Below are 18,375 nucleotides of genomic sequence, written 5' to 3' on the forward strand. Positions count from 1 at the left end.
GGAGCGAGCAACAAGACTCGCCGCTTTACCCAAGTCCAACGTTCACTGCTTGATATCGAAAGACAAAATCTGCCGATCAGATAGAGGAGATCTACATGAAGAAACTAGTCATAGCTGCCGCAATCGCCGCTCTGGGTGCCGCCATCGCATCACCTGCATCCGCCGCGGGCGACTTCAAATCACGCAACATTCGCCTATCCAACGGTTTGGCCCAAGAGCACCCGGTCGGTAACGGCGTCAAAGTCTTTAATGAGTGCTTGCAGGAGAAATCCGGCGGCAAAATGAAGATCACCGCATACTGGAGCAGCTCGCTGGGCGACGATATGCAGGCTACGCAAGCACTGCGCTCAGGCACCCAAGAGGCCGTGATCACCTCGTCTTCGCCGCTGGTGGGTCTGGTGCCTTCATTGGGCGTATTCGATCTGCCGTTCCTGTTCAGTAACGAGCAAGAAGCCGACGCCGTCATGGATGGCGAATTCGGCAAATTCATCAATGAAAAACTCGACGCAGCCGGCGTGGTCAACCTGGCCTATTGGGAAAATGGCTTTCGCAATCTGAGCAACTCCAAGCATCCCGTGAGCAAATGGGAAGATTTTGGCGATCTCAAGCTGCGCGTCATGCAGAACAATATCTTCCTCGACACGTTCCGCACCATGGGCGCCAATGCGACCCCGATGGCATTCGGCGAGATCTTCTCCGCTTTGGAAACGCGTGCTATTGATGGCCAGGAAAATCCCTTTGTGACCATCGATACCTCGAAATTTTATGAGGTGCAGAAATACATCTCGGTGACCAATCACGCGTATACCCCGTTCCTGGTCTTGTTCTCCAAGCCGATCTGGAGCCGCTATTCCGATGACGAGAAGGCCGCATTGCGTGAATGCGCCGTGCTGGGTGGCAAAGAGGAACGCAAAGTCATTCGGACAATGAACGGCGAATCTCTGGCCAAAATCAAGCAAGCCGGTCTCGAGGTCAACAACGTCAGCCCCGAAGAGCAAAAACGCATGCGCGAAAAAGTCCAATCGGTGTACGAGCAACACAAAGCCACGATCGGCGCCGATGTCGTGGACCGCGTACAGAAAGAGCTCGCAGCTTTGCGCGCAAAGAGCGGTTCTTGATCCCTCGCAGGCTGCGCCGTGCTCACAGAGCCGGCCAGCCTGATGAATGGCCCGTGCAAGACCATGTATGAGATTCATCTCGTCATCAACGTGGAACGTCCCGATGCCTGAAGCAGCATGATGACAAGACATCTAAAGGAAAAATGGCGGTAAAGATCACAGGGAAACTCCATGGCACAGCATGTAAACCAACCGGCAACGCCCTCATCGGCAACAGCCTCGTCCCTGTTTGACCTATCCGGCCGGCGTGCTCTCGTCACGGGCTCCAGCCAGGGGCTCGGTTATGCATTGGCGCGTGGGTTGGCTCAACACGGCGCCACCATCATCATGAATGCGCGCAACGCAGCGCGCCTGAACGAGGCGGTACAGCGTTTGCGCGGTGAGGGTCTATCCGCTCACGCATTGCCATTCGACGTCACCGATCCCGCCGCCGCACAAACAGGCATCGACCGGGCCGAATCCGAATTCGGCCCCATCGACATCCTGGTCAACAACGCCGGCATGCAACATCGCGGCCCATTGGAGCAATTCCCTGTAGACCAGTGGGACGCCCTGATGCGCACCAATATCAGCAGCATCTTCTACGTCAGCAAACCCGCGGCCACCCGCATGATCGCGCGCGGCCGCGGCAAAATCATCAACATCGCCTCCGTACAGAGCGAACTGGCCCGCCCCGGCATCGCTCCGTATACCGCAACCAAAGGCGCCGTACGCAACCTCACGCGCGGCATGGCGACCGACTGGGCGCGCCACGGCCTGCAAATCAACGCCATTGCCCCCGGCTACTTCCGCACCGAACTCACCCAGGCCCTGGTAGCCAACCCCGAATTCACTCAGTGGCTCAGCCAACGCACCCCTGCCGGCCGCTGGGGCAACCCCGAAGAACTCATCGGCGCCGCCGTCTTCCTAGCCAGCGACGCCTCTTCTTTCGTCAACGGTCACACCCTCTTCGTAGACGGCGGCATGACCGCCAGCGTATAAAACAAGTTGAAGACACAATCCACGGTCCAATCAGCAACCAATAAAGCAACCAGCGATGCCATCCCAACCCTCAACGTCCACGGCCAGCCCTCATCGCGAGTCCCTGCCGCGTGCCGGGCAATTCGCTGCCGGCCCGTTGAGCCGCGATTCAGCCTCGCGCAGCGAGGCCGAGGCCCCTGCTAACGGGCCGAGTCGCGGCGATAGGGCCGGCAGCGAATTGCCCGGCACGCGGCAGGGACGTCTCCATTGAGCCACCCGTGAACAGCCTTTGAAACACCCGCGAACACCATCGAGATCCTCGCGAACAGCCTCGAAACATCCGTGACCATCCTAGCGCCGCCCTCGTGAACAGAACATCCCCAGGACAATCCCGATGCCAACCCCTCAGCTAACCACATTGATCCAGACCCGCGTAGTCCCCGTCCTCCGTTACACCGACGCCGACCAAGCCCTCTACGCCGCCGACATCGCCATCCGTGCAGGCTTCGAAGCCATCGAACTGACCTGGACCATCCCCGGCGTCCTGAGCGTCCTGCAAACCCTGCGCCAGCAACACGGCAATGCCGTCCTGCTAGGCGTAGGCACCTTGATGGACGCCGCTCAGGCAACCGCCGTACTCAAAGCCGGCGCAGATTTCCTGGTCTCCCCCGGACTCGCCACCGACATGATCCCGCCCACCCACGAGGCCGGCAAACTCTGCCTCGTAGGCGCCTTCACCCCCAGCGAAGTCATGATCGCGACCCGGGCCAAAGCCGACGTCGTCAAAATCTTTCCCGCCGACACCGGCGGCCCAGCCCATCTGGCCGCGCTGCGAGCCGTGTTCCCCGATACCGTGTTCTGCCCCACGGGCGGCATATCGACAAGCAACATGCACGACTATTTCCGCGCCGGCGCCAATTTCGTCGGCATAGGGTCCTCTCTCTACGACAAAAAAGCCTTTGCCGCGCGCGACACCGACAGCCTCTTGGCAGCCGTGCGCCAGACTCGGGAGACCGCCCATGGCCGTGCATGATTTCGATGTGGTGGGCCTGGGCGAGGCCTTGATCGAATTCAACCAGACCGTGCCGGGCGAGCCCATGTATCGCCAAGGCATCGGCGGCGACACCTCGAACGTCATCATCGCCGCAGCGCGCGCAGGCGCACGCACCGCCTATCTGGGCCGCTACGGCGGCAACGACGATTTCGGCGAATTGCTGCTGCAAACCTGGCGCAACGAGGGGGTCGATGTGTCCGGCATGATATGTGACGAACAGGCCAACAACGGCCTCTATTTCGTACAGCACACGCCAGAAGGTCATCGCTTCAGCTACGCACGCCACGAGTCAGCCGCCGCTCGCATGCGGCCTGCTGACCTGCAGCATGGGCTGGTCGAACGATCGCGCTATCTGCACGTATCCGGTATCAGCCTGGCCATCAGCACCACCGCATGCGATACCGTGTTCGCCGCCATGGAGCGTGCCCGCAGCACAGGCACGCGCTCGTGCCTGGACGCCAACCTGCGCGCCCGCCTGTGGCCGATGTCACGCGCTCGCGCCATCCTGCGCGAAGCCATCGCACAGTGCGACGTGTTTCTCCCCGGCCTGGACGACATGGCGTTGATGACCGGCATGGATCAACCGGATGCGATCCTGGACTGGATTCGCGCCGTCAACGATCATGCCATCGTCGTACTGAAAATGGGCAGCAAGGGCGTTATCCTGGACGACAAGCTCACGCGCACGCCCATCGGCCCGCGCCAAGTAAAAGCCGTCGACGCCACCGGGGCGGGCGATTGCTTCGCCGGCAATTTACTGGCGCGAGCCTGCGCTGGCGACGATTGGTTGCAAGCCTGCCAGTACGCCAATGCCGCCGCAGGCTTGTCGACCACCGGATACGGGGCGGTCGACCCGTTGCCTAGGCCCGAGCAGGTGAGGGCATTTCTGGATGCAGCGGGCTAGGCTCACTGGCCGGAGCAGACGCGAGATGAGCTAGGGGCCCGACTGCTATCGCGATTTTTCCTCGTATCCCGTTGTTGGGTGCCTCCAGCCGGGCATGCGCGAGCGGAATCTCGGCAAGCGGGTAGACTGCGCCCACGTGCGGCCGCAACTGACCGCGCTCTATCAATGCGCTCAACTCATCGAGCTTGCCGCGGTTCTGCCGTGTGAAAACGAAGTGATAACTCGCGTTCTTGCCCCAAGCCTGAACCAGGTTTTGCGGCCGCGCAATGTCCACGATCGTGACAACACGGCCCAGTTGTGCGAGCGCGTCGGGGCTGCGCGACAAGGTGTCACCGCCAATGGTATCGAACACGACATCGACGCCGCGGCCACCCGTTTCCCGCATGATCGCGTCGACATAGTCTTCGCTTTCGTAGTCTATGGCGACATCCGCGCCCAGGCTCCATACAAATTCAAAGTTTGCTTCACGCACGGTCGTGAACACGCGTGCTCCCATGGCTTTTGCGAGTTGGATCGCCACGTGACCGACCCCGCCAGCGCCGCCGTGTACCAGAATGCTTTCCCCCACTCTTAGCGCAGCACGCACGACCAAGGCTTCCCACACCGTCCCGCCAACTAGGGTCAGGCTTGCGGCTTCGAGATGGCTCAGCGACGAGGGCTTCTTTCCGATGATTCCTTCTGCAGCGACGTGGTACTCGGCATAACTGCCTGGTCCGTCAAATATTTGCGGGGTGTACCAGACTTCGTCCCCCGGAGCGAAGGCCGTCACACCTGGCCCGACCGCTTCTACAACGCCAGATACGTCGTGTCCGGTAATGGCCGGCAGTTGCACCAAATCGGAATAATCGCCGCGCCGGACCTGGTAGTCCAACGGATTGATAGAGGTTGCCTGCACCTGGACCAGGACTTGTCCTGCGCCTGGCACAGGCTTGGGCACGTCGCAAAGTTCAAATGCTTCCGGGCCGCCAAATGATTTCAGTCTTAACGCTTTCATTGCATATCCTTATTTCGTTAAAAAGGGATATCGGGAATTATCGATATAGTGGGGTAAAAAAATTACAGCTCTTTGCCTATGAGCTTGGCAAAAGCACTGATGGTTGCTTCGTTTCGCTTGTAGTAGGTCCACTGGCCAATGCGTCTGACTTCGACCAAACCTGCTCGTTGCAGCGTGGCAAGATAATCGGACACCGTCGACTGCGACAGGCCGACACCTTCTTGGATACTGCTGACGCAGACGCCTACCATGAGAACGTCGCCTTCATCCTGTGGAGGGAAGTTCTTCGCAGGATCCTTCAAACCTTTCAAGATTTCAAGACGGGTGCGGTTTGAGAGGGCTTTGAATATTTCGAGCAAGTCCATGCGTGCATGATATCGGGATTTACCGATATGTCAATGCGATAAATAACGCCTGTGTCTGCGGAGCAACGACGGTGCTTCGGTGCGCCTCAGGATCGTTGGCATCGCCATGTGCTCAATGCCAGCGGTTTCTTGTGCGCTGTGTTGCATCGCACGACAAAAAGTCGTTGACACGCTTCTGCGCTTGATGGACTATTTGTCCAGACAAACTAACAAACTGAACAAAGGAGGCAACATGGAGGTAGTAGAGACCGGTCCTCAGCGATATCGCTTCAGCTTTGGACGCTATCTGGAGGAGTTCGAATTAGGTGCGGTGTACGAGCATCGGCCCGGCCGCACGCTGACGGATGCGGACAATATTCAGTTTTCACTGTTGACGATGAATTTTCATCCCATGCATTGCGACGCGGCATTTGCCGCGCAAAGCGAGTTTGGCCGCTTGCTGGTCAACAGTGGCTTGACGGTGGCGATGGTGCTGGGCATGACCGTCGCGGATGTCAGCGGTAAAGCGATCGCCAATCTGGGGTGGAAAGAGATCAACCTGACCGCTCCCGTTTTCGCCGGCGATACCTTGTATGCCGAATCGGAAGTTTTGGAGCTGCGTGAATCGCGCAGCCGGCCGACACAGGGCATTGTGACGACCCGGACGCGGGCCTATAACCAGAACGGCGTAGAAGTCATGAACTTCATCCGTTCCTGCCTGGTACCCAAACGCGGTCACGCTGTCGGCGACAAGTAGCGCCGGCATTTCACTTTCAGCTGTTTGATGGGCCTGCGTGGCTCAGGGGCTCTCTACGTCTGGAGAGAGCCGTGGCATTGCAGTACTCACTTCAGGAGATATTGCTATGTTTTATCCGTTTTTCCGCCGGCTTGCGGTGATATGCGCATTGGCCGTTCCTGTGAGCGCCAGTGCGGTCGAGATGGTGCTGACTTCCGAAGTCGCGGCGTCGCACTGGAAAACGCAATACATGAATGAGTTTGCCAAGGACGTTGCGAAACGTACCAACGGCGAAGTTCAAGTCAAGGTCTTCCCCGCCTCGCAGTTGTACAACGATCAGGACGGGGTAGCGGCACTGGGTACCGGCGCCGTGCACATGGTATGGCCGGTGTCGGTGCGGCTGGAGACACTGGATGCAGGATTGGGTTATCTGAATCTGCCGTTCGGCCTATCGGATCAAAAAATGGAAAATGCCTGCTTTGCCAGCGGCCTGACCGATTTGATATCCGAACGATTGAAATCCCGGCAATTGCAAGTGTTGGGTTTATTGCGCACCGCTGATCTGTTTTTCATCTTTCGTGACCGGGACGTGAAGTCGCTCGCTGATATGCAGGGAGCCAAACTGCGCGTGACAGGCGGCCGCATTTTCCTGGACATGGTGCGTGGGTTTGGCGCCAGCCCGATTTCCATGGCTGCATCGGAAATGAGTTCGGCGCTCGCGCAGGGCGCGATCGATGGCGTGTTGACGTCGCCGGCAGGTTGGGCCGAGATGATAGGCAAAACGGGCAAGTATGCCTTCCATGTTCCGGGCATGTCGTTGGCCACCTATGCCATCGTGGTAGACCGGGGATGGATGGAGACGCTCTCGGCATCGCAGCGCCAAGCCATCGTGGACAGTTTGAACAGCATCATTCCGCGCCAATGGAAAGAGGCTCGTGCAGATGACGCGAAACTCGTGAAGAAAATGCAAGACGAGGGATCGGTCTATCGAGTTGCCGATGAGGCTGCTAGTGCGGAATGGAAAGCCCGTGCCGAAGCCGCCAGAAAGGTCTACACCGATAAATATCCCGAGGTCGTCAAACAGGTCGACGAGCTGGCCAAGCGTTGCGGAGTTTGAGATGAGCACGCTCATTGAATCGGCATTGCATTGGTCTCAGGCGCGCGACTTGCCCATCGATGCGCAGGACGTACCCGAATTGGCGGAGATGGTCGAGGCCCTGCGAGTGGAGCTCAGACAGGATTGGGCAGCATCTGACATGATGCAGACCTGCGAGCCATTTGGCCAGGTGTTGCGCTCATTGGCCCCCGAACCGTTCCCTGATGTCTCGATCGAGGCCCGCAGCGCATCGCCAGATAGTGAATGCCAAGTGCGTTCCAGCCTGGCGGCGATTGAACAGCGCCAGCCTGGCAAGTCCGCCTGGATGCATATCGATGCCGATACTGCGCTGGCCGAAGCACGTTCGCTGGACGAGGAACAGCGTCATGGCAAATGGCGTGGCCCATTGCATGGGATGCCTGTGGGCATCAAGGATATGTTCGACATGCAAGGCCGTACGGCGGGCTGGGGAACGCCTCTGCGTGCCGGCAGCCCTCAGGCGCATGCAGATGCCACCGTCGTGACGCGTTTGCGCCGCGCCGGCGCCGTCATCCTGGGGACGCAGCAGATGGCCGAGTTTGCCATGTCTCCCACTGGCTGGAATGAAACCTACGGGCCTGGCCGTAATCCTTGGGACCTGGACCGAGTGTCCGGCGGCAGTTCCAGCGGGGCGGCTGTGTCGGTGGCAGCGGGGCATGTGCCACTGGCGATCGGATCCGACACAGGTGGCTCGATTCGCCTGCCGGCCGCGTTGTGCGGTTTGACCGGGTTAAAGCCCACGCAGTATCGCGTCAGTGCCGCGGGGGCAATGCCCCTGTCAGCCAGCCTGGATTGTATTGGTCCATTGGCGTGGTCGGCCGAACTGTGCGGCTACGCGTATCGAGCCATCGCAGGCAGGGACCCCGCGGATCTGTCTTGCCTGGATGCACCGGTGACCTTGGGCGCGACGTCGCGACGCCTGAAGGTGGCTGTGCCGCAATGGGACGACGGCGATCCGATCTCTGATGCGATGCGGCTCGCGTTGGACGAAGCGCAACGTGTATGGCGCGATGCTGGCGTTGAGTGCGTCATGGTCCCGTCACCCTATGCCACCTTGCAGCAGGCGAGTGTCCTGGCCTCCGTCGTGTTGGCCGTCGAGGCCGCGGCATTGCATCAGCGGTGGCTGCGTCAGTTCGGCAATGCATACGGACATCAGGTGCGTCGCCGGATCTCGCGTGGTTTGCTGGTGTCTGGCGTGGATTACTACGATGCGCTGCGTCTGCGGCATGCATTCCTGCAGCGGTATTTGCGGGACATTCAGGGCGATGCCGATGCGTTGATGCTGCCCAGTACGCCGGACGTCGCGCCACTGGTGGCGCCCACTCAGCATGCAGATCAAGCCCGCCTGGAACGGGAGTTTGCCCTGCTGTCGATCTGGACGCGAGGCATCAACTATCTCGGATTGCCTGTACTGAGCGTGCCCGCAGGCCAAGGGGCTGCGGGCTTGCCGTTGGGGATGCAATTGGTGGGGCCGCCATTGGGCGAGGATCGTGTGCTGGCGTTGGGACGACGGTATCAACAATTCACCGAGTGGCATCAGCGGCGCCCTGCAGCATGGACAGCTCCATCGCATCGGGATAGTCGGACCACCGCAACGGAGGAGACGAAATGAAAGCACTTCGGAATTGGGCCATGGCCTGGACGGCAGCCGCGGTGGTGGGGTGGGGGGCGGCGGCCAACGCAGCCGACATGATCATCACCAGTGAAATTCCATCGGCGACCAATCCTAGCCCCTACATCGAGCAGTTTATTGCCGCGGTGAGTCAGCGTACTGGGGGCGCGATACAGGGAAAGTATTTTCCAGCATCGCAGCTCTATAACGATCGCGATGGCTTGGCGGCATTGGGTACGGGCGCGGTGCATATGGTGTGGCCGGTGTCTTCGCGGTTGGAGCAGTTCGATGCACGCGTCGGTGTCGCCAGCTTGCCGTTTGCATTGACCTCGGAGGATATGACCAATCCTTGTTTCTCGCAGCGGTTCACACGCCAGATTTCCGGCTATCTCGAGCCGCGCGGCATACAAGTGCTGGGTTTTTTGCGCACGGCCGATCTGATTTTTCTCATGAAAGATCGCGATATCCAGAGCGTGGACGATCTCAAGGGCCAGAAGATCCGGGTCATAGGCGGACAAATCATGCTGGATGCGATGCGCGCCGTGCAGGCCAGTCCGATCTCCATGTCTGCCTCGGAAATGTCGGCGGCATTGTCTCAGGGTGCGATTGATGGCGCCATGACGTCGCCCGCAGGGTGGGTGGACGTCTTGGGAAAAACCGCGAAATTCGCCACCTTGGCGCCAGGCATGGGACTGGCGACGTCCGCTGTGACGGTGGACAAGCCTTGGCTGGATGCATTGCCGGAGGACCAGCGCAAGGCCATCCATGACGTGTTGAACGAGATCATCGTCAAGCAGTGGAAAGAGACCGTCGCCAAAGATCAGCAACTGATCGAGCAGATGGTGGCTCAGGGCGGGCATTACCGGGTCATGGCGCCTGAACAGGTCGAACAACTGAAAGCGCGTGTCGTCGCAGCGGGTGCGGGGTTCCGCAGCAAGCATGCCGATGCGATTGTCGAGCTGGAAAACATACGCAAGGAGTGTGTCCATGATGGCAAGTAATTTGGAATCCCCTCCATTGGCCTCCGCAAAGCAGGCGTCAGGCAAGACCATCCAAACTGCAGCCACCATTGCACCGGTATTCGGCAAACTGGGCTGGATGTCCCGATTGACGTTGGCGCTGGCCACCGTGCTTGCGTTGGGCGCGACCTTGATCATGATCGTGGAGGGCTTTAGCCGCTATGTCTTGAATGTCAGTTATTTCTGGGCCGAGGAATCTGTACGTTTTCTGATGGTGTGGGCCTTTTTCCTGACATTGGGGATCGCCGGTTTTCGTCATTACCACATTCGCACCGAGTTGCTGGTTCAGCGTTTGCCGTTGATGGCGCAGCGCGCCGTGTGGTTGCTGTCTTGCATTGCGGGTATGGGGTTCGCTTTGATTCTGGCGTATTCATCCATCCCGCAAGTGCAGCGGTTTTATTCGATGGGCATGGTGTCTGAGTCATCGCTGGAGCTGCCCATGTGGCTGCTGTTTCTCGCGATGCCGGTAGGAGGTGTGGCGCTGTTTGTCTACTATGCCTGCGCCGCATGGTATGCGTGGCGTTGGGGAGATCCCTTTGCCCCCGAGCCTGTAGAAGAGGCGCCCGATGCGAGCGTCACCGCAGCGTTGAGCCGTCAGGAGCCGTTGCTATGACACTGGGACTCTCTGTTATTGGCTTATTGGTGCTGCTCGCGCTGGGTGCTCATGTCGGCACTGCGATGGGTCTGGTATCCAGCGGCATGGTGTTGTCGGTGGACGGCGTCCCCCTGACTGTCGTCGCCCAGACGGCTTTCAAATCCATCAATAGCTATCCGCTGATGGCGATTCCCATGTTTGTATTGATGGGTAATTTGATGATGCGCGGCAATATCGTCGCAGTCATGATCGAACTCATCGGCAGCCTGGTGCGTTGCGTGCGTGGTGGACTGGCGCTGACGGTGATGCTGGCGTGCGTGTTTTTCGCGGCCGTGTCGGGATCGAGTGTGGGATCGGCGGCCGCGATTGGTGCCGCGACGGTGGATGGCCTGAAGCGTGAGAACTATCCGCCGCGGTTTTCGGCAGCCTTGGTCGCGGTGGGCGGAACACTGGGCTTGATGATCCCGCCGTCATTGGGTTTCATCCTGATTGGCTCCATCGTCGGGTTGCCGGTGGACAAATTGTTCATCGCGGGAATCCTGCCGGGTCTGATGGAAGCGGCGTTTCTATTGATGACCACGGTATGGCTCACGCGCCGGCATGGTTACGGGAATACGGCGGGAACCCCGGATTTCGCAGGCTTTACGCGGCGCCTGCCGCGTGCCGCGGGGGCGTTGTCCATGCCGGTGCTGGTGCTGGGATCCATTTACCTGGGCATTTTTACGCCCACTGAGGTGTCGGCTGTCGCGGCGGGTTATGCCGCATTGTTATGCGTGTTGATCTACCGCACGATGAAATGGCGGGACGTGTGGCAGGCTTCACAAGAGTCGATCCTGCAGTCCACCATGATTTTTATGGTGGTCATGGGTGGAAGCCTGATCGGCTTCATCCTGGCACGTATGGGCGTGTCGGCGTCGTTGATCGGTTTCATGGAACGCATGGACATGAGCGCGTGGCAGTTTCTGCTGCTGGCAAACGCGGTGTTGCTCGTGTTGGGCATGTTCCTGGATGGTGTCGCCATGATTGTGCTGACCGCGCCGTTGCTCTTTCCCATGGCGACCCACCTCGGTATTGATCCTGTTCACTTCGCCGTGATCATGGTGGCGAACGTCGAGATCGCGACGTTGACGCCGCCGATCGGCCTGAACCTGTTCGTGATGAGCGGTATCGCCCGTATCCCGGTCGAGCAGGTCGCCCGTGGCGTGGTGCCGTTTTACGTCACCAGGCTGGTGTCCTTGGCCCTGATCACTTTTGTTCCCGCATTGTCGTTGGCGCTCGTGCATTGACGGCATCGTTATAGATTCTGGAGGACAGACATGAAAGACAATGCAATGCCCGCTGCAGGACTGGCTCTGTCGGAAGTATTGGCGCAATACGCTGCCGGTTTCGATGCACGGCGTATTCCTGATGAGGTGCGTGAGCGGGCCCGGCTGCTGATGCTGGATTCCGTCGGTATCGCCATCGCATCGCATGGCTATGACTTTTCCCGCCGTGCCTTGGCCGCGATTGACGAGCTGGATGGTGGTGGCGACAGCGTTGTGATCGGCAGTTCACGGCGCATGGACCTGCGTAACGCTGCGTTGGCCAATGGCATTCTGGTGCATGGCCTGGATTATGACGACACCCATGCCAGAGGCGTGATTCATGCCACGGCGTCGGCGTTGCCCACCGTGTTGGCGTTGGCGGCGCGCGAGGGCCGCAGCGGTGCGGACATGGTGGCCGCCTATGTGCTGGGCATGGAGGTGTCTACGCGCCTGGGAGCGGTAGCCAAGGGAGGCTTTCATCAAATCGGCTTTCATCCCACGGGATTGATTGGCGCCTTTGGTTGCACCTTGGCAGCGGCTTGGCTGCTGGGGTTGAACGTACAGCAAATGGTGGATGCGCAGGGCATCGCCCTGTCTCTGGCCTCGGGCAGCCTGGAGTTTCTCAACGACGGCGCATGGAACAAGCGGATGCATCCTGGCTGGGCCGCGGCTGCGGGTATCACGGCAGCCACGTTTGGCAAGCATGGTTATACCGGTACGCGTCTAGCCTATGAGGGGCGGTTCGGCTTGTATGCGAGTCATTTGGGCGGAGCCGACTATGACCTCGGCCTGGCCACTGCCGAACTCGGCGATCGATGGGAGTTGATGCGCGTGTCGGTCAAGCCTTTGCCTGCCTGCCACTTTACGCATGCCAGTGTCGACGCTGCCGCACGGTTGCATGCGCAAGGGCTCTCTGCGGAACAAGTACATCGCATTACGGTGCTGGTGCCGCAGGAGGTCGTCAAAACGGTATGCGAACCCGAGTCTTCCAAACGCAAGCCCGCCAATAGCTATGAGGCGCAGTTCAGCATTCCGTACCTGGTCGGTACGGCATTGAGCAAGGGGCGGCTGACGCTGGACGATCTGGAGCCGGACGCGCTGCGCGATCCGGCGGTGCTGGCCTTGGCCGAGGTGACGGATTACCGGCACGATCCCGATAGCGGTTTTCCCAAGCATTACTCGGGCGAGGTCATCGTGGAGCTGAAAGACGGCCGTGTGCTGCGCGAGCGCGAGGCAGTCAACCGCGGGGCGGAAGACCGGCCTTTGACCGAATCGGATATCCGGGCCAAGTATCGGGACAACGTATTGCGCCGAGTGGCGGCGGCGCGGGCTGATGCCATTGAACAGAGTGTGCTGCAACTGGAACAAGGGCCGTCGCGCGCGCTGGCAGATCAATTGGGACGTGAGGTTTGAGCGGCGTGTGCCGCCTATAGGGGTTGAGGAGTATCTGATGACAATGCACGATGATGGGCAGGAACAACTGATTCTGGATATGGTCGGCCGCTTTCTGGAACAAGAGGTACGGCCCCATGTGTGGCAGCTTGAGCATGACGATGTCTATCCCGAAGAAATCGTCGAAAAAATGAAGGCCATGGGGTTGTTCGGCTGCCTGATTGCGCCGGAGTACGGTGGCCTGGGGCTGTCGACGACAATCTATGCCAAGATCATTGAGCGCATTTCCGAGGAATGGATGTCGCTGTCGGGCATTCTGAATTCGCATCTGATCATGGCGGCCGCCGTACAGCGCAACGGTACAGAAGCACAAAAGCAGGCGTTTTTGCCCCGTTTCGCGACGGGCGAGCTGCGTGGCGGCATTGGCTTGACAGAGCCCGATTGCGGCACCGACCTGCAGGCGATTCGGACCACGGCACGGCGCGAAGGCGACGAGTATGTCGTCAATGGCGCAAAGATGTGGATCACCAATGGCTATTACGGAAATTGCTTTGCACTGTTGGTCAAAACGGATCCGCAAGCCGAGCCGCGTCATAAAGGGATGAGTCTTTTCATCGCGGAGAAAGGACCGGGATTCAACGTCAGCCGAAAACTGGAAAAGCTGGGATACAAAGGCATCGACTCGACTGAACTCGTATTCGAGAACTACCGCATTGCGGCCGATCGCTTGATTGGCGGAGTCGAAGGCCGGGGGTTGCAGATGATCCTGAACGGACTGGAGTTGGGCCGCATCAATGTTGCGGCCCGCGGCGTGGGGGTGGCGCAAGCCGCGTTGCGCGAGTCGGTCAAGTACGCCCAGCAGCGCAAGACCTTCGGCAAGCCGATCTGCGAACATCAGGCCATCCAGACCAAGCTCGGCGAAATGGCAACACGCACGCAAGCCGCACGCCTGTTGACGCTGCAAGCGGCACAAGCCTATGACCGCGGTGAACGTTGCGACATGGAGGCGGGGATGGCAAAGCTCTTTGCGACCGAGACTGCCGTGGAGAACTCTTTGGAAGCCATGCGTATTCATGGCGGATATGGCTATTCGAAAGAATACCTGGTCGAGCGTTTCTACCGCGATGCGCCGCTGCTGGTCATTGGCGAAGGCACCAACGAACTGCAACGCATCATCATTTCCAAGCAGTTGATCGAAAGGAACCGCGTATGAGTCTGCCGCTCACTGGATTGCGTATTGTCTCGGTGGAGCAATATGGCGCGGGGCCGTTCGGCACGCAGCATCTGGCCGATCTAGGTGCAGAGGTCATCAAAATAGAAAATCCTCACGATGGCGGTGATGTCGGCCGCGCGGTGGGACCACACTATTTCGGACCGGGAGATAGCCATTTTTATCAGGCCTTCAATCGCAACAAGAAAAGTGTCACGCTGGATTTGAAACAGCCGCAAGGCCAGCAGGTGCTGCGCGATCTGTGCCGGCACGCCGATGCGGTATTCAATAACTTGCGCGGAGACCTGCCAGGGCGGCTCGGGCTGACCTATGATGCCTTGCGTGACGTGCGGGCGGACATCGTCTGCGTGCATTTATCGGCGTATGGCCGCGATGGCGAGCGTGCGAGCTGGCCGGGGTATGACTATCTGATGCAATCGGAGGCAGGGTACTTGTCGCTCACCGGCGAGCCTGATGGTCCGCCGTCGCGATTCGGACTGTCCATCATCGATTTGATGACGGGAACGACGGCAGCGCTGGGCCTGGTATCGGCTGTTCTGGGTGCGCGCCAGAGCGGGATAGGGCGAGACGTGGATGTCAGCCTGTTCGACGTGGCGCTGCACAACCTGGGATATCTGGCAACATGGTATTTGAACGGCGGGCACAAAACAGGACGTGCGCCTCGGTCCGGGCATCCTTCGCTAGTGCCCAGCCAGTTGTATCGTACGGCAGACAGCTGGATCTTTATTATGTGCAACAAGGAAAAGTTCTGGCCTTTGCTGGCGCAAGCGATGGGCCATCCCGAGTGGATCGATAACCCCGATTACCGCAGTTTCAAGGATCGTCTGCAGAACCGCGATCGTTTTAATGAGGAGCTGGAAGCCGTCTTCATGTCCCAGACGACAGACCACTGGATGGCGCGTTTTGCCGGCCGGGTGCCCGCGGCGCCCGTTTATGATGTGGCCCAGGCGCTGGATAGTTCGTTTGTAAAGGCGCGTCAGTGCTTGCTGGACGCTTATGATACGGAGGGCAGGGCGATCCGGAATGTAGCGTCACCGATCCGGTGCCCTGGAGAAGCCCCATTGACCCGGGCGGCGCCAGCCATGGGCGTTGATACTGACGATTTGCTGGCGCAGGCGGGTTATGGACCTGATCAGATTGCCAGTTTGAGGAATAATTCCGTTTTATGACAGTAAAGATCGAAGCGCCAGGGGGCCGCCCGCGATATTTGCAGCTGGCGACGACGCTGATCAACGAGATACGAGCGGGCCGGTATCCGGTGGGCAGTTTGCTGCCCACCGAGTTTGAGTTGTGTGATCAGTTTGGCGTGTCGCGCTTTACCATCCGCGAGGCGGTCAAACAGTTGGTACAGATGGGGATGGTGACGCGTCAGGCGGGCGTCGGCAGCCGCGTGCTCAGGCAGGCGCCGGTGACGCAGTACACGCAGACCATGTCGGGGATTACGGATCTGCGCCAGTATGCCTACGAAACCTCTCTGGAAATCGAGGGCCAGGCATTGTTGAATGTGGACGGAGACCTGGCAGATACCCTGGATGCGTCGCCGGGCGAAACCTGGCTGCACGTATGGGGATTGCGTTACACCAAAGCGCATGACGCGCCTATCTGTTTGACTGACGCGTATATCGCGCCGGCCTTTCGCTCAGTGACGGGCATACAGGGCCGGATGACGCGTGCGCTGTATGCGGTCCTGGAGGAAGAGTTCGACGTACAGATTACGACGGTGCATCAGGATATCCAGGGTGTCGTATTGGACAAGGCGCTGGCGTCTCGCCTGGGGGCCAAGCCCGGATCGGCGGGCTTGCGGCTCGAGCGCCGATATATGGATGCGCGCGATGCGTTGGTTGAATTGGCCGTCAGTGTCCACCCCGCGGATCGTTTCAGTTACCGCGAGTCATTCCGCCGTGAATGGCAGGTGCCTGTGTGAGGGTTTCCAGCGGCGCAGTTCTGGCAATTACGTTGGCGGTGCAGTCATTGGTGGCTGCAGCCGCATTGGTGGTGCCGGTGTTGGCGCCCGCGATCAGTGCCCAGACCGGTGTGGCGGGCGAGTCGGTCGGCATTTACGTGTCGTTGATGTATGTCGGGGCGATGGCAGGCAGCTTGATGGCTGGCGGCTGGGTGTCTCGGCTCGGAGCGATCCGTGCCAGTCAACTGGGACTGGTGTTGTGTGCGGCAGGGCTGCTCTTGAGCGTGGCCGGGTATACGGTGTTGCTGGCTATAGGCGCGGTACTGTTGGGCCTCGGCTACGGACCGATCACGCCCGCCAGTTCGCATCTGCTGATCCAGACAACGCCTGTGCATCGGATGTCGTTCGTGTTTTCCGTCAAACAGACCGGCGTGCCGCTGGGAGGCGTGTTGGCGGGTCTATTGGCCCCCAAGCTCGAGATAGGCGTGGGGTGGCAGGGGGCGCTGCTGGTAACGGCTGCGGCGTGCCTGATATGCGCATTATTGGCGCAATGGGTGCGTGCCGAACTGGATGCGGACCGCAAACCAGCCCGAACGGCAGGACTGGGAAATCTACGTGCGCCGCTGGCGTTGATTTTTTCGCGTAGAACGCTGTCACTGTTGGCTGGCGCCTCGTTATGCTTTTCGGCGGTGCAATGGTCGTTCAGCGCGTACCTGGTGACGTATCTGCACGATAGTCTCGCGTACACCCTGATTGCGGCGGGCGCCCTGTTGTCGCTGGGCCAGGTTGCCGGGGTGGTGGGACGTATTTTTTGGGGATGGTGTGCCGACCGCTATCTGGGGGCGGCTCTGATGCTGGCCGTGCTGGCTGCCCTGATGGGGTTGGGAGTGCTGGTGTTGGCGTCGTTATCGGCCCAGGCTCCTGTGCCGATGGTGGCGCTGGCGCTGGTGGTGCTGGGCGCGGCAGCCGTCGGCTGGAACGGCGTATACCTGGCGGAAATCGCGCGTCAGGCGCCAGCGGGAAAAACCGGCATGGCTACGGGCGGCGCGCTGACATGTACTTTTCTGGGCGTTGTCGTGGGACCGCCTTTGTTCGGCGCGATGATGGCGCTGTTTGACAGCTATCGGATCGCTTTCGTCCTGATCGTGATTCCGTCATTACTGTGCGGCGCGCTGTTGGTGGTGCAGCGGCGTCGTTTTTCAGTTCGCGAGGAGACATGAGTGAGGAAACGTCTGCGTAGCTTGCTGTTTGTGCCGGGTGATCGTCCCGAGCGTTTTGATAAGGCCGCGTCGGCCGGCGCGGACGCCATCATTCTGGATCTCGAGGACGCGGTGTTGCCGGAGGCAAAAGTACGGGCGCGCAGTCTGGCGGTGCAGTGGCTCGCCTCATCTGCCTGCCCTGCGTTGATACGCATCAATGGCGCGGACACGCCTTGGTTTGACGCTGATGTCAGCGCCTTGCAGCAGACGGGCTGTCATGCAGTGATGTTGCCCAAGGCAGAAAACCCGTCAGTGTTGAATCAATTGCGCCGGCGCTTGGGCGATGACGTATGCCTGTTTCCCTTGATCGAAACGGCCGCAGGGGTGGAACATGCAGGGGCCCTGGCGCGGGCGCCCGGGGTCGTACGCCTGGTATTCGGCAGCGTGGATTTTGCGCGCGATACGGGGATTCAAGACGAAAATGGCTGGCTGCCAATACGCGTCGCCCTGGTGCTGGCATCGCGACGGGCCGGGCTGGCAGCGCCTATCGATGGCGCGACCTTGCATTGGGATGATTCCGACGCATTGCAAACCGCGGCAGCGGCTGCCCGCCGCCTCGGCTTTGGCGGGCAGCTATGTATTCATCCCAAGCAGGTGGCGCCGGTGAATAGGGGATTTTTGCCTTCAGAGGATGAGCTGGCCTGGGCCAAGCGAGTGATAGACGCAATCGCGCGAGGCGGGCATGGCGCGGTGACGGTGGACGGCAAACTCGTGGACAAGCCGCTGCATGACCTGGCCCTGGCATGGCTGGACATGATCGATGAGGGATCATCGCCAGCCTGCGCTTGAGCGGGATGTGCTGTTCAGGCTGCACA

At 59.9% G+C, this 18,375-nt stretch carries 18 protein-coding genes; 16 read left to right on the plus strand and 2 right to left on the minus strand.

Going from position 1 to position 18,375, the window contains the following annotated elements; all coding sequences use genetic code 11:
* Nucleotides 1-95 precede the first annotated feature (95 nt).
* The 4 genes from ACYVI2_RS12415 (at nucleotide 96) to ACYVI2_RS12430 (ending at nucleotide 4,036) form a co-directional block, all read left to right on the plus strand.
* On the plus strand, nucleotides 96-1,118 hold the full coding sequence (locus ACYVI2_RS12415) for a TRAP transporter substrate-binding protein (RefSeq protein WP_415820187.1): 1,023 nt from the start codon (nucleotides 96-98) through the stop codon (nucleotides 1,116-1,118).
* A gap of 171 nt (nucleotides 1,119-1,289) precedes the next feature.
* Nucleotides 1,290-2,099 carry an SDR family oxidoreductase gene (locus ACYVI2_RS12420; protein ID WP_415820186.1) on the plus strand — a complete coding sequence of 270 codons (810 nt, stop codon included), beginning with the start codon at nucleotides 1,290-1,292 and terminating at the stop codon, nucleotides 2,097-2,099.
* A gap of 373 nt (nucleotides 2,100-2,472) precedes the next feature.
* Nucleotides 2,473-3,111: a bifunctional 4-hydroxy-2-oxoglutarate aldolase/2-dehydro-3-deoxy-phosphogluconate aldolase gene (locus ACYVI2_RS12425; protein WP_415820185.1), complete on the plus strand. Its 639-nt coding sequence runs from the start codon at nucleotides 2,473-2,475 to the stop codon at nucleotides 3,109-3,111.
* Nucleotides 3,104-4,036 (plus strand): sugar kinase, encoded by a 933-nt coding sequence (locus ACYVI2_RS12430; RefSeq protein WP_415820199.1) that lies wholly within the window; start codon nucleotides 3,104-3,106, stop codon nucleotides 4,034-4,036. Before ACYVI2_RS12425 ends, ACYVI2_RS12430 begins: the two co-directional genes overlap by 8 nt.
* On the opposite strand, the gene ACYVI2_RS12435 is transcribed toward ACYVI2_RS12430, so the two are convergent.
* Nucleotides 3,993-5,030, minus strand: a complete 1,038-nt coding sequence (locus tag ACYVI2_RS12435) for a zinc-dependent alcohol dehydrogenase family protein (protein ID WP_415820184.1) — start codon at nucleotides 5,028-5,030, stop codon at nucleotides 3,993-3,995. The two genes, ACYVI2_RS12430 and ACYVI2_RS12435, sit on opposite strands and share 44 nt — an antisense overlap.
* A 62-nt stretch (nucleotides 5,031-5,092) precedes the next feature.
* Nucleotides 5,093-5,395 carry an ArsR/SmtB family transcription factor gene (locus ACYVI2_RS12440; RefSeq protein ID WP_415820183.1) on the minus strand — a complete coding sequence of 101 codons (303 nt, stop codon included), beginning with the start codon at nucleotides 5,393-5,395 and terminating at the stop codon, nucleotides 5,093-5,095.
* Nucleotides 5,396-5,627: 232 nt separating this feature from the next.
* On the opposite strand from ACYVI2_RS12440, the gene ACYVI2_RS12445 reads away from it, so the two are divergent.
* The 12 genes from ACYVI2_RS12445 to ACYVI2_RS12500 all read left to right on the plus strand — a co-directional run bounded on the left by ACYVI2_RS12445 (nucleotide 5,628) and on the right by ACYVI2_RS12500 (nucleotide 18,349).
* The gene (locus ACYVI2_RS12445) at nucleotides 5,628-6,131 is read left to right on the plus strand and encodes a MaoC family dehydratase (protein ID WP_415805800.1); all 504 of its coding nucleotides are present in this window, start codon (nucleotides 5,628-5,630) and stop codon (nucleotides 6,129-6,131) included.
* A gap of 106 nt (nucleotides 6,132-6,237) precedes the next feature.
* Complete coding sequence (gene dctP, locus ACYVI2_RS12450) at nucleotides 6,238-7,227, plus strand: TRAP transporter substrate-binding protein DctP (RefSeq protein WP_415820182.1); 990 nt, start codon at nucleotides 6,238-6,240, stop codon at nucleotides 7,225-7,227.
* Between the two features lies 1 nt (nucleotide 7,228).
* On the plus strand, nucleotides 7,229-8,857 hold the full coding sequence (locus ACYVI2_RS12455; RefSeq protein ID WP_460490315.1) for an amidase: 1,629 nt from the start codon (nucleotides 7,229-7,231) through the stop codon (nucleotides 8,855-8,857).
* Nucleotides 8,854-9,858 carry a TRAP transporter substrate-binding protein DctP gene (dctP, locus tag ACYVI2_RS12460; RefSeq protein WP_415820181.1) on the plus strand — a complete coding sequence of 335 codons (1,005 nt, stop codon included), beginning with the start codon at nucleotides 8,854-8,856 and terminating at the stop codon, nucleotides 9,856-9,858. The genes ACYVI2_RS12455 and dctP (ACYVI2_RS12460) overlap by 4 nt, the downstream gene beginning before the upstream one ends.
* Nucleotides 9,845-10,489, plus strand: a complete 645-nt coding sequence (locus ACYVI2_RS12465; RefSeq protein ID WP_415820180.1) for a TRAP transporter small permease — start codon at nucleotides 9,845-9,847, stop codon at nucleotides 10,487-10,489. Before dctP (ACYVI2_RS12460) ends, ACYVI2_RS12465 begins: the two co-directional genes overlap by 14 nt.
* Nucleotides 10,486-11,757 carry a TRAP transporter large permease gene (locus ACYVI2_RS12470; protein ID WP_415820179.1) on the plus strand — a complete coding sequence of 424 codons (1,272 nt, stop codon included), beginning with the start codon at nucleotides 10,486-10,488 and terminating at the stop codon, nucleotides 11,755-11,757. The genes ACYVI2_RS12465 and ACYVI2_RS12470 overlap by 4 nt, the downstream gene beginning before the upstream one ends.
* 30 nt (nucleotides 11,758-11,787) lie before the next feature.
* Nucleotides 11,788-13,188 carry an MmgE/PrpD family protein gene (locus ACYVI2_RS12475; RefSeq protein WP_415820178.1) on the plus strand — a complete coding sequence of 467 codons (1,401 nt, stop codon included), beginning with the start codon at nucleotides 11,788-11,790 and terminating at the stop codon, nucleotides 13,186-13,188.
* A 37-nt stretch (nucleotides 13,189-13,225) separates the two neighbouring features.
* Entirely contained in the window at nucleotides 13,226-14,380 is a 1,155-nt protein-coding gene (locus ACYVI2_RS12480; protein WP_415820177.1) for an acyl-CoA dehydrogenase family protein, read from the plus strand.
* Nucleotides 14,377-15,567 (plus strand): CaiB/BaiF CoA transferase family protein, encoded by a 1,191-nt coding sequence (locus tag ACYVI2_RS12485; RefSeq protein ID WP_415820176.1) that lies wholly within the window; start codon nucleotides 14,377-14,379, stop codon nucleotides 15,565-15,567. The genes ACYVI2_RS12480 and ACYVI2_RS12485 overlap by 4 nt, the downstream gene beginning before the upstream one ends.
* Complete coding sequence (locus ACYVI2_RS12490; RefSeq protein WP_415820175.1) at nucleotides 15,564-16,322, plus strand: GntR family transcriptional regulator; 759 nt, start codon at nucleotides 15,564-15,566, stop codon at nucleotides 16,320-16,322. The genes ACYVI2_RS12485 and ACYVI2_RS12490 overlap by 4 nt, the downstream gene beginning before the upstream one ends.
* A complete protein-coding gene (locus ACYVI2_RS12495; protein WP_415820174.1) occupies nucleotides 16,319-17,521 on the plus strand; it encodes an MFS transporter in 1,203 nt (400 codons plus the stop codon). Before ACYVI2_RS12490 ends, ACYVI2_RS12495 begins: the two co-directional genes overlap by 4 nt.
* A complete protein-coding gene (locus ACYVI2_RS12500; RefSeq protein ID WP_415820173.1) occupies nucleotides 17,522-18,349 on the plus strand; it encodes an HpcH/HpaI aldolase/citrate lyase family protein in 828 nt (275 codons plus the stop codon).
* Nucleotides 18,350-18,375 lie beyond the last annotated feature (26 nt).

This window comes from Bordetella tumbae, assembly GCF_054780995.1.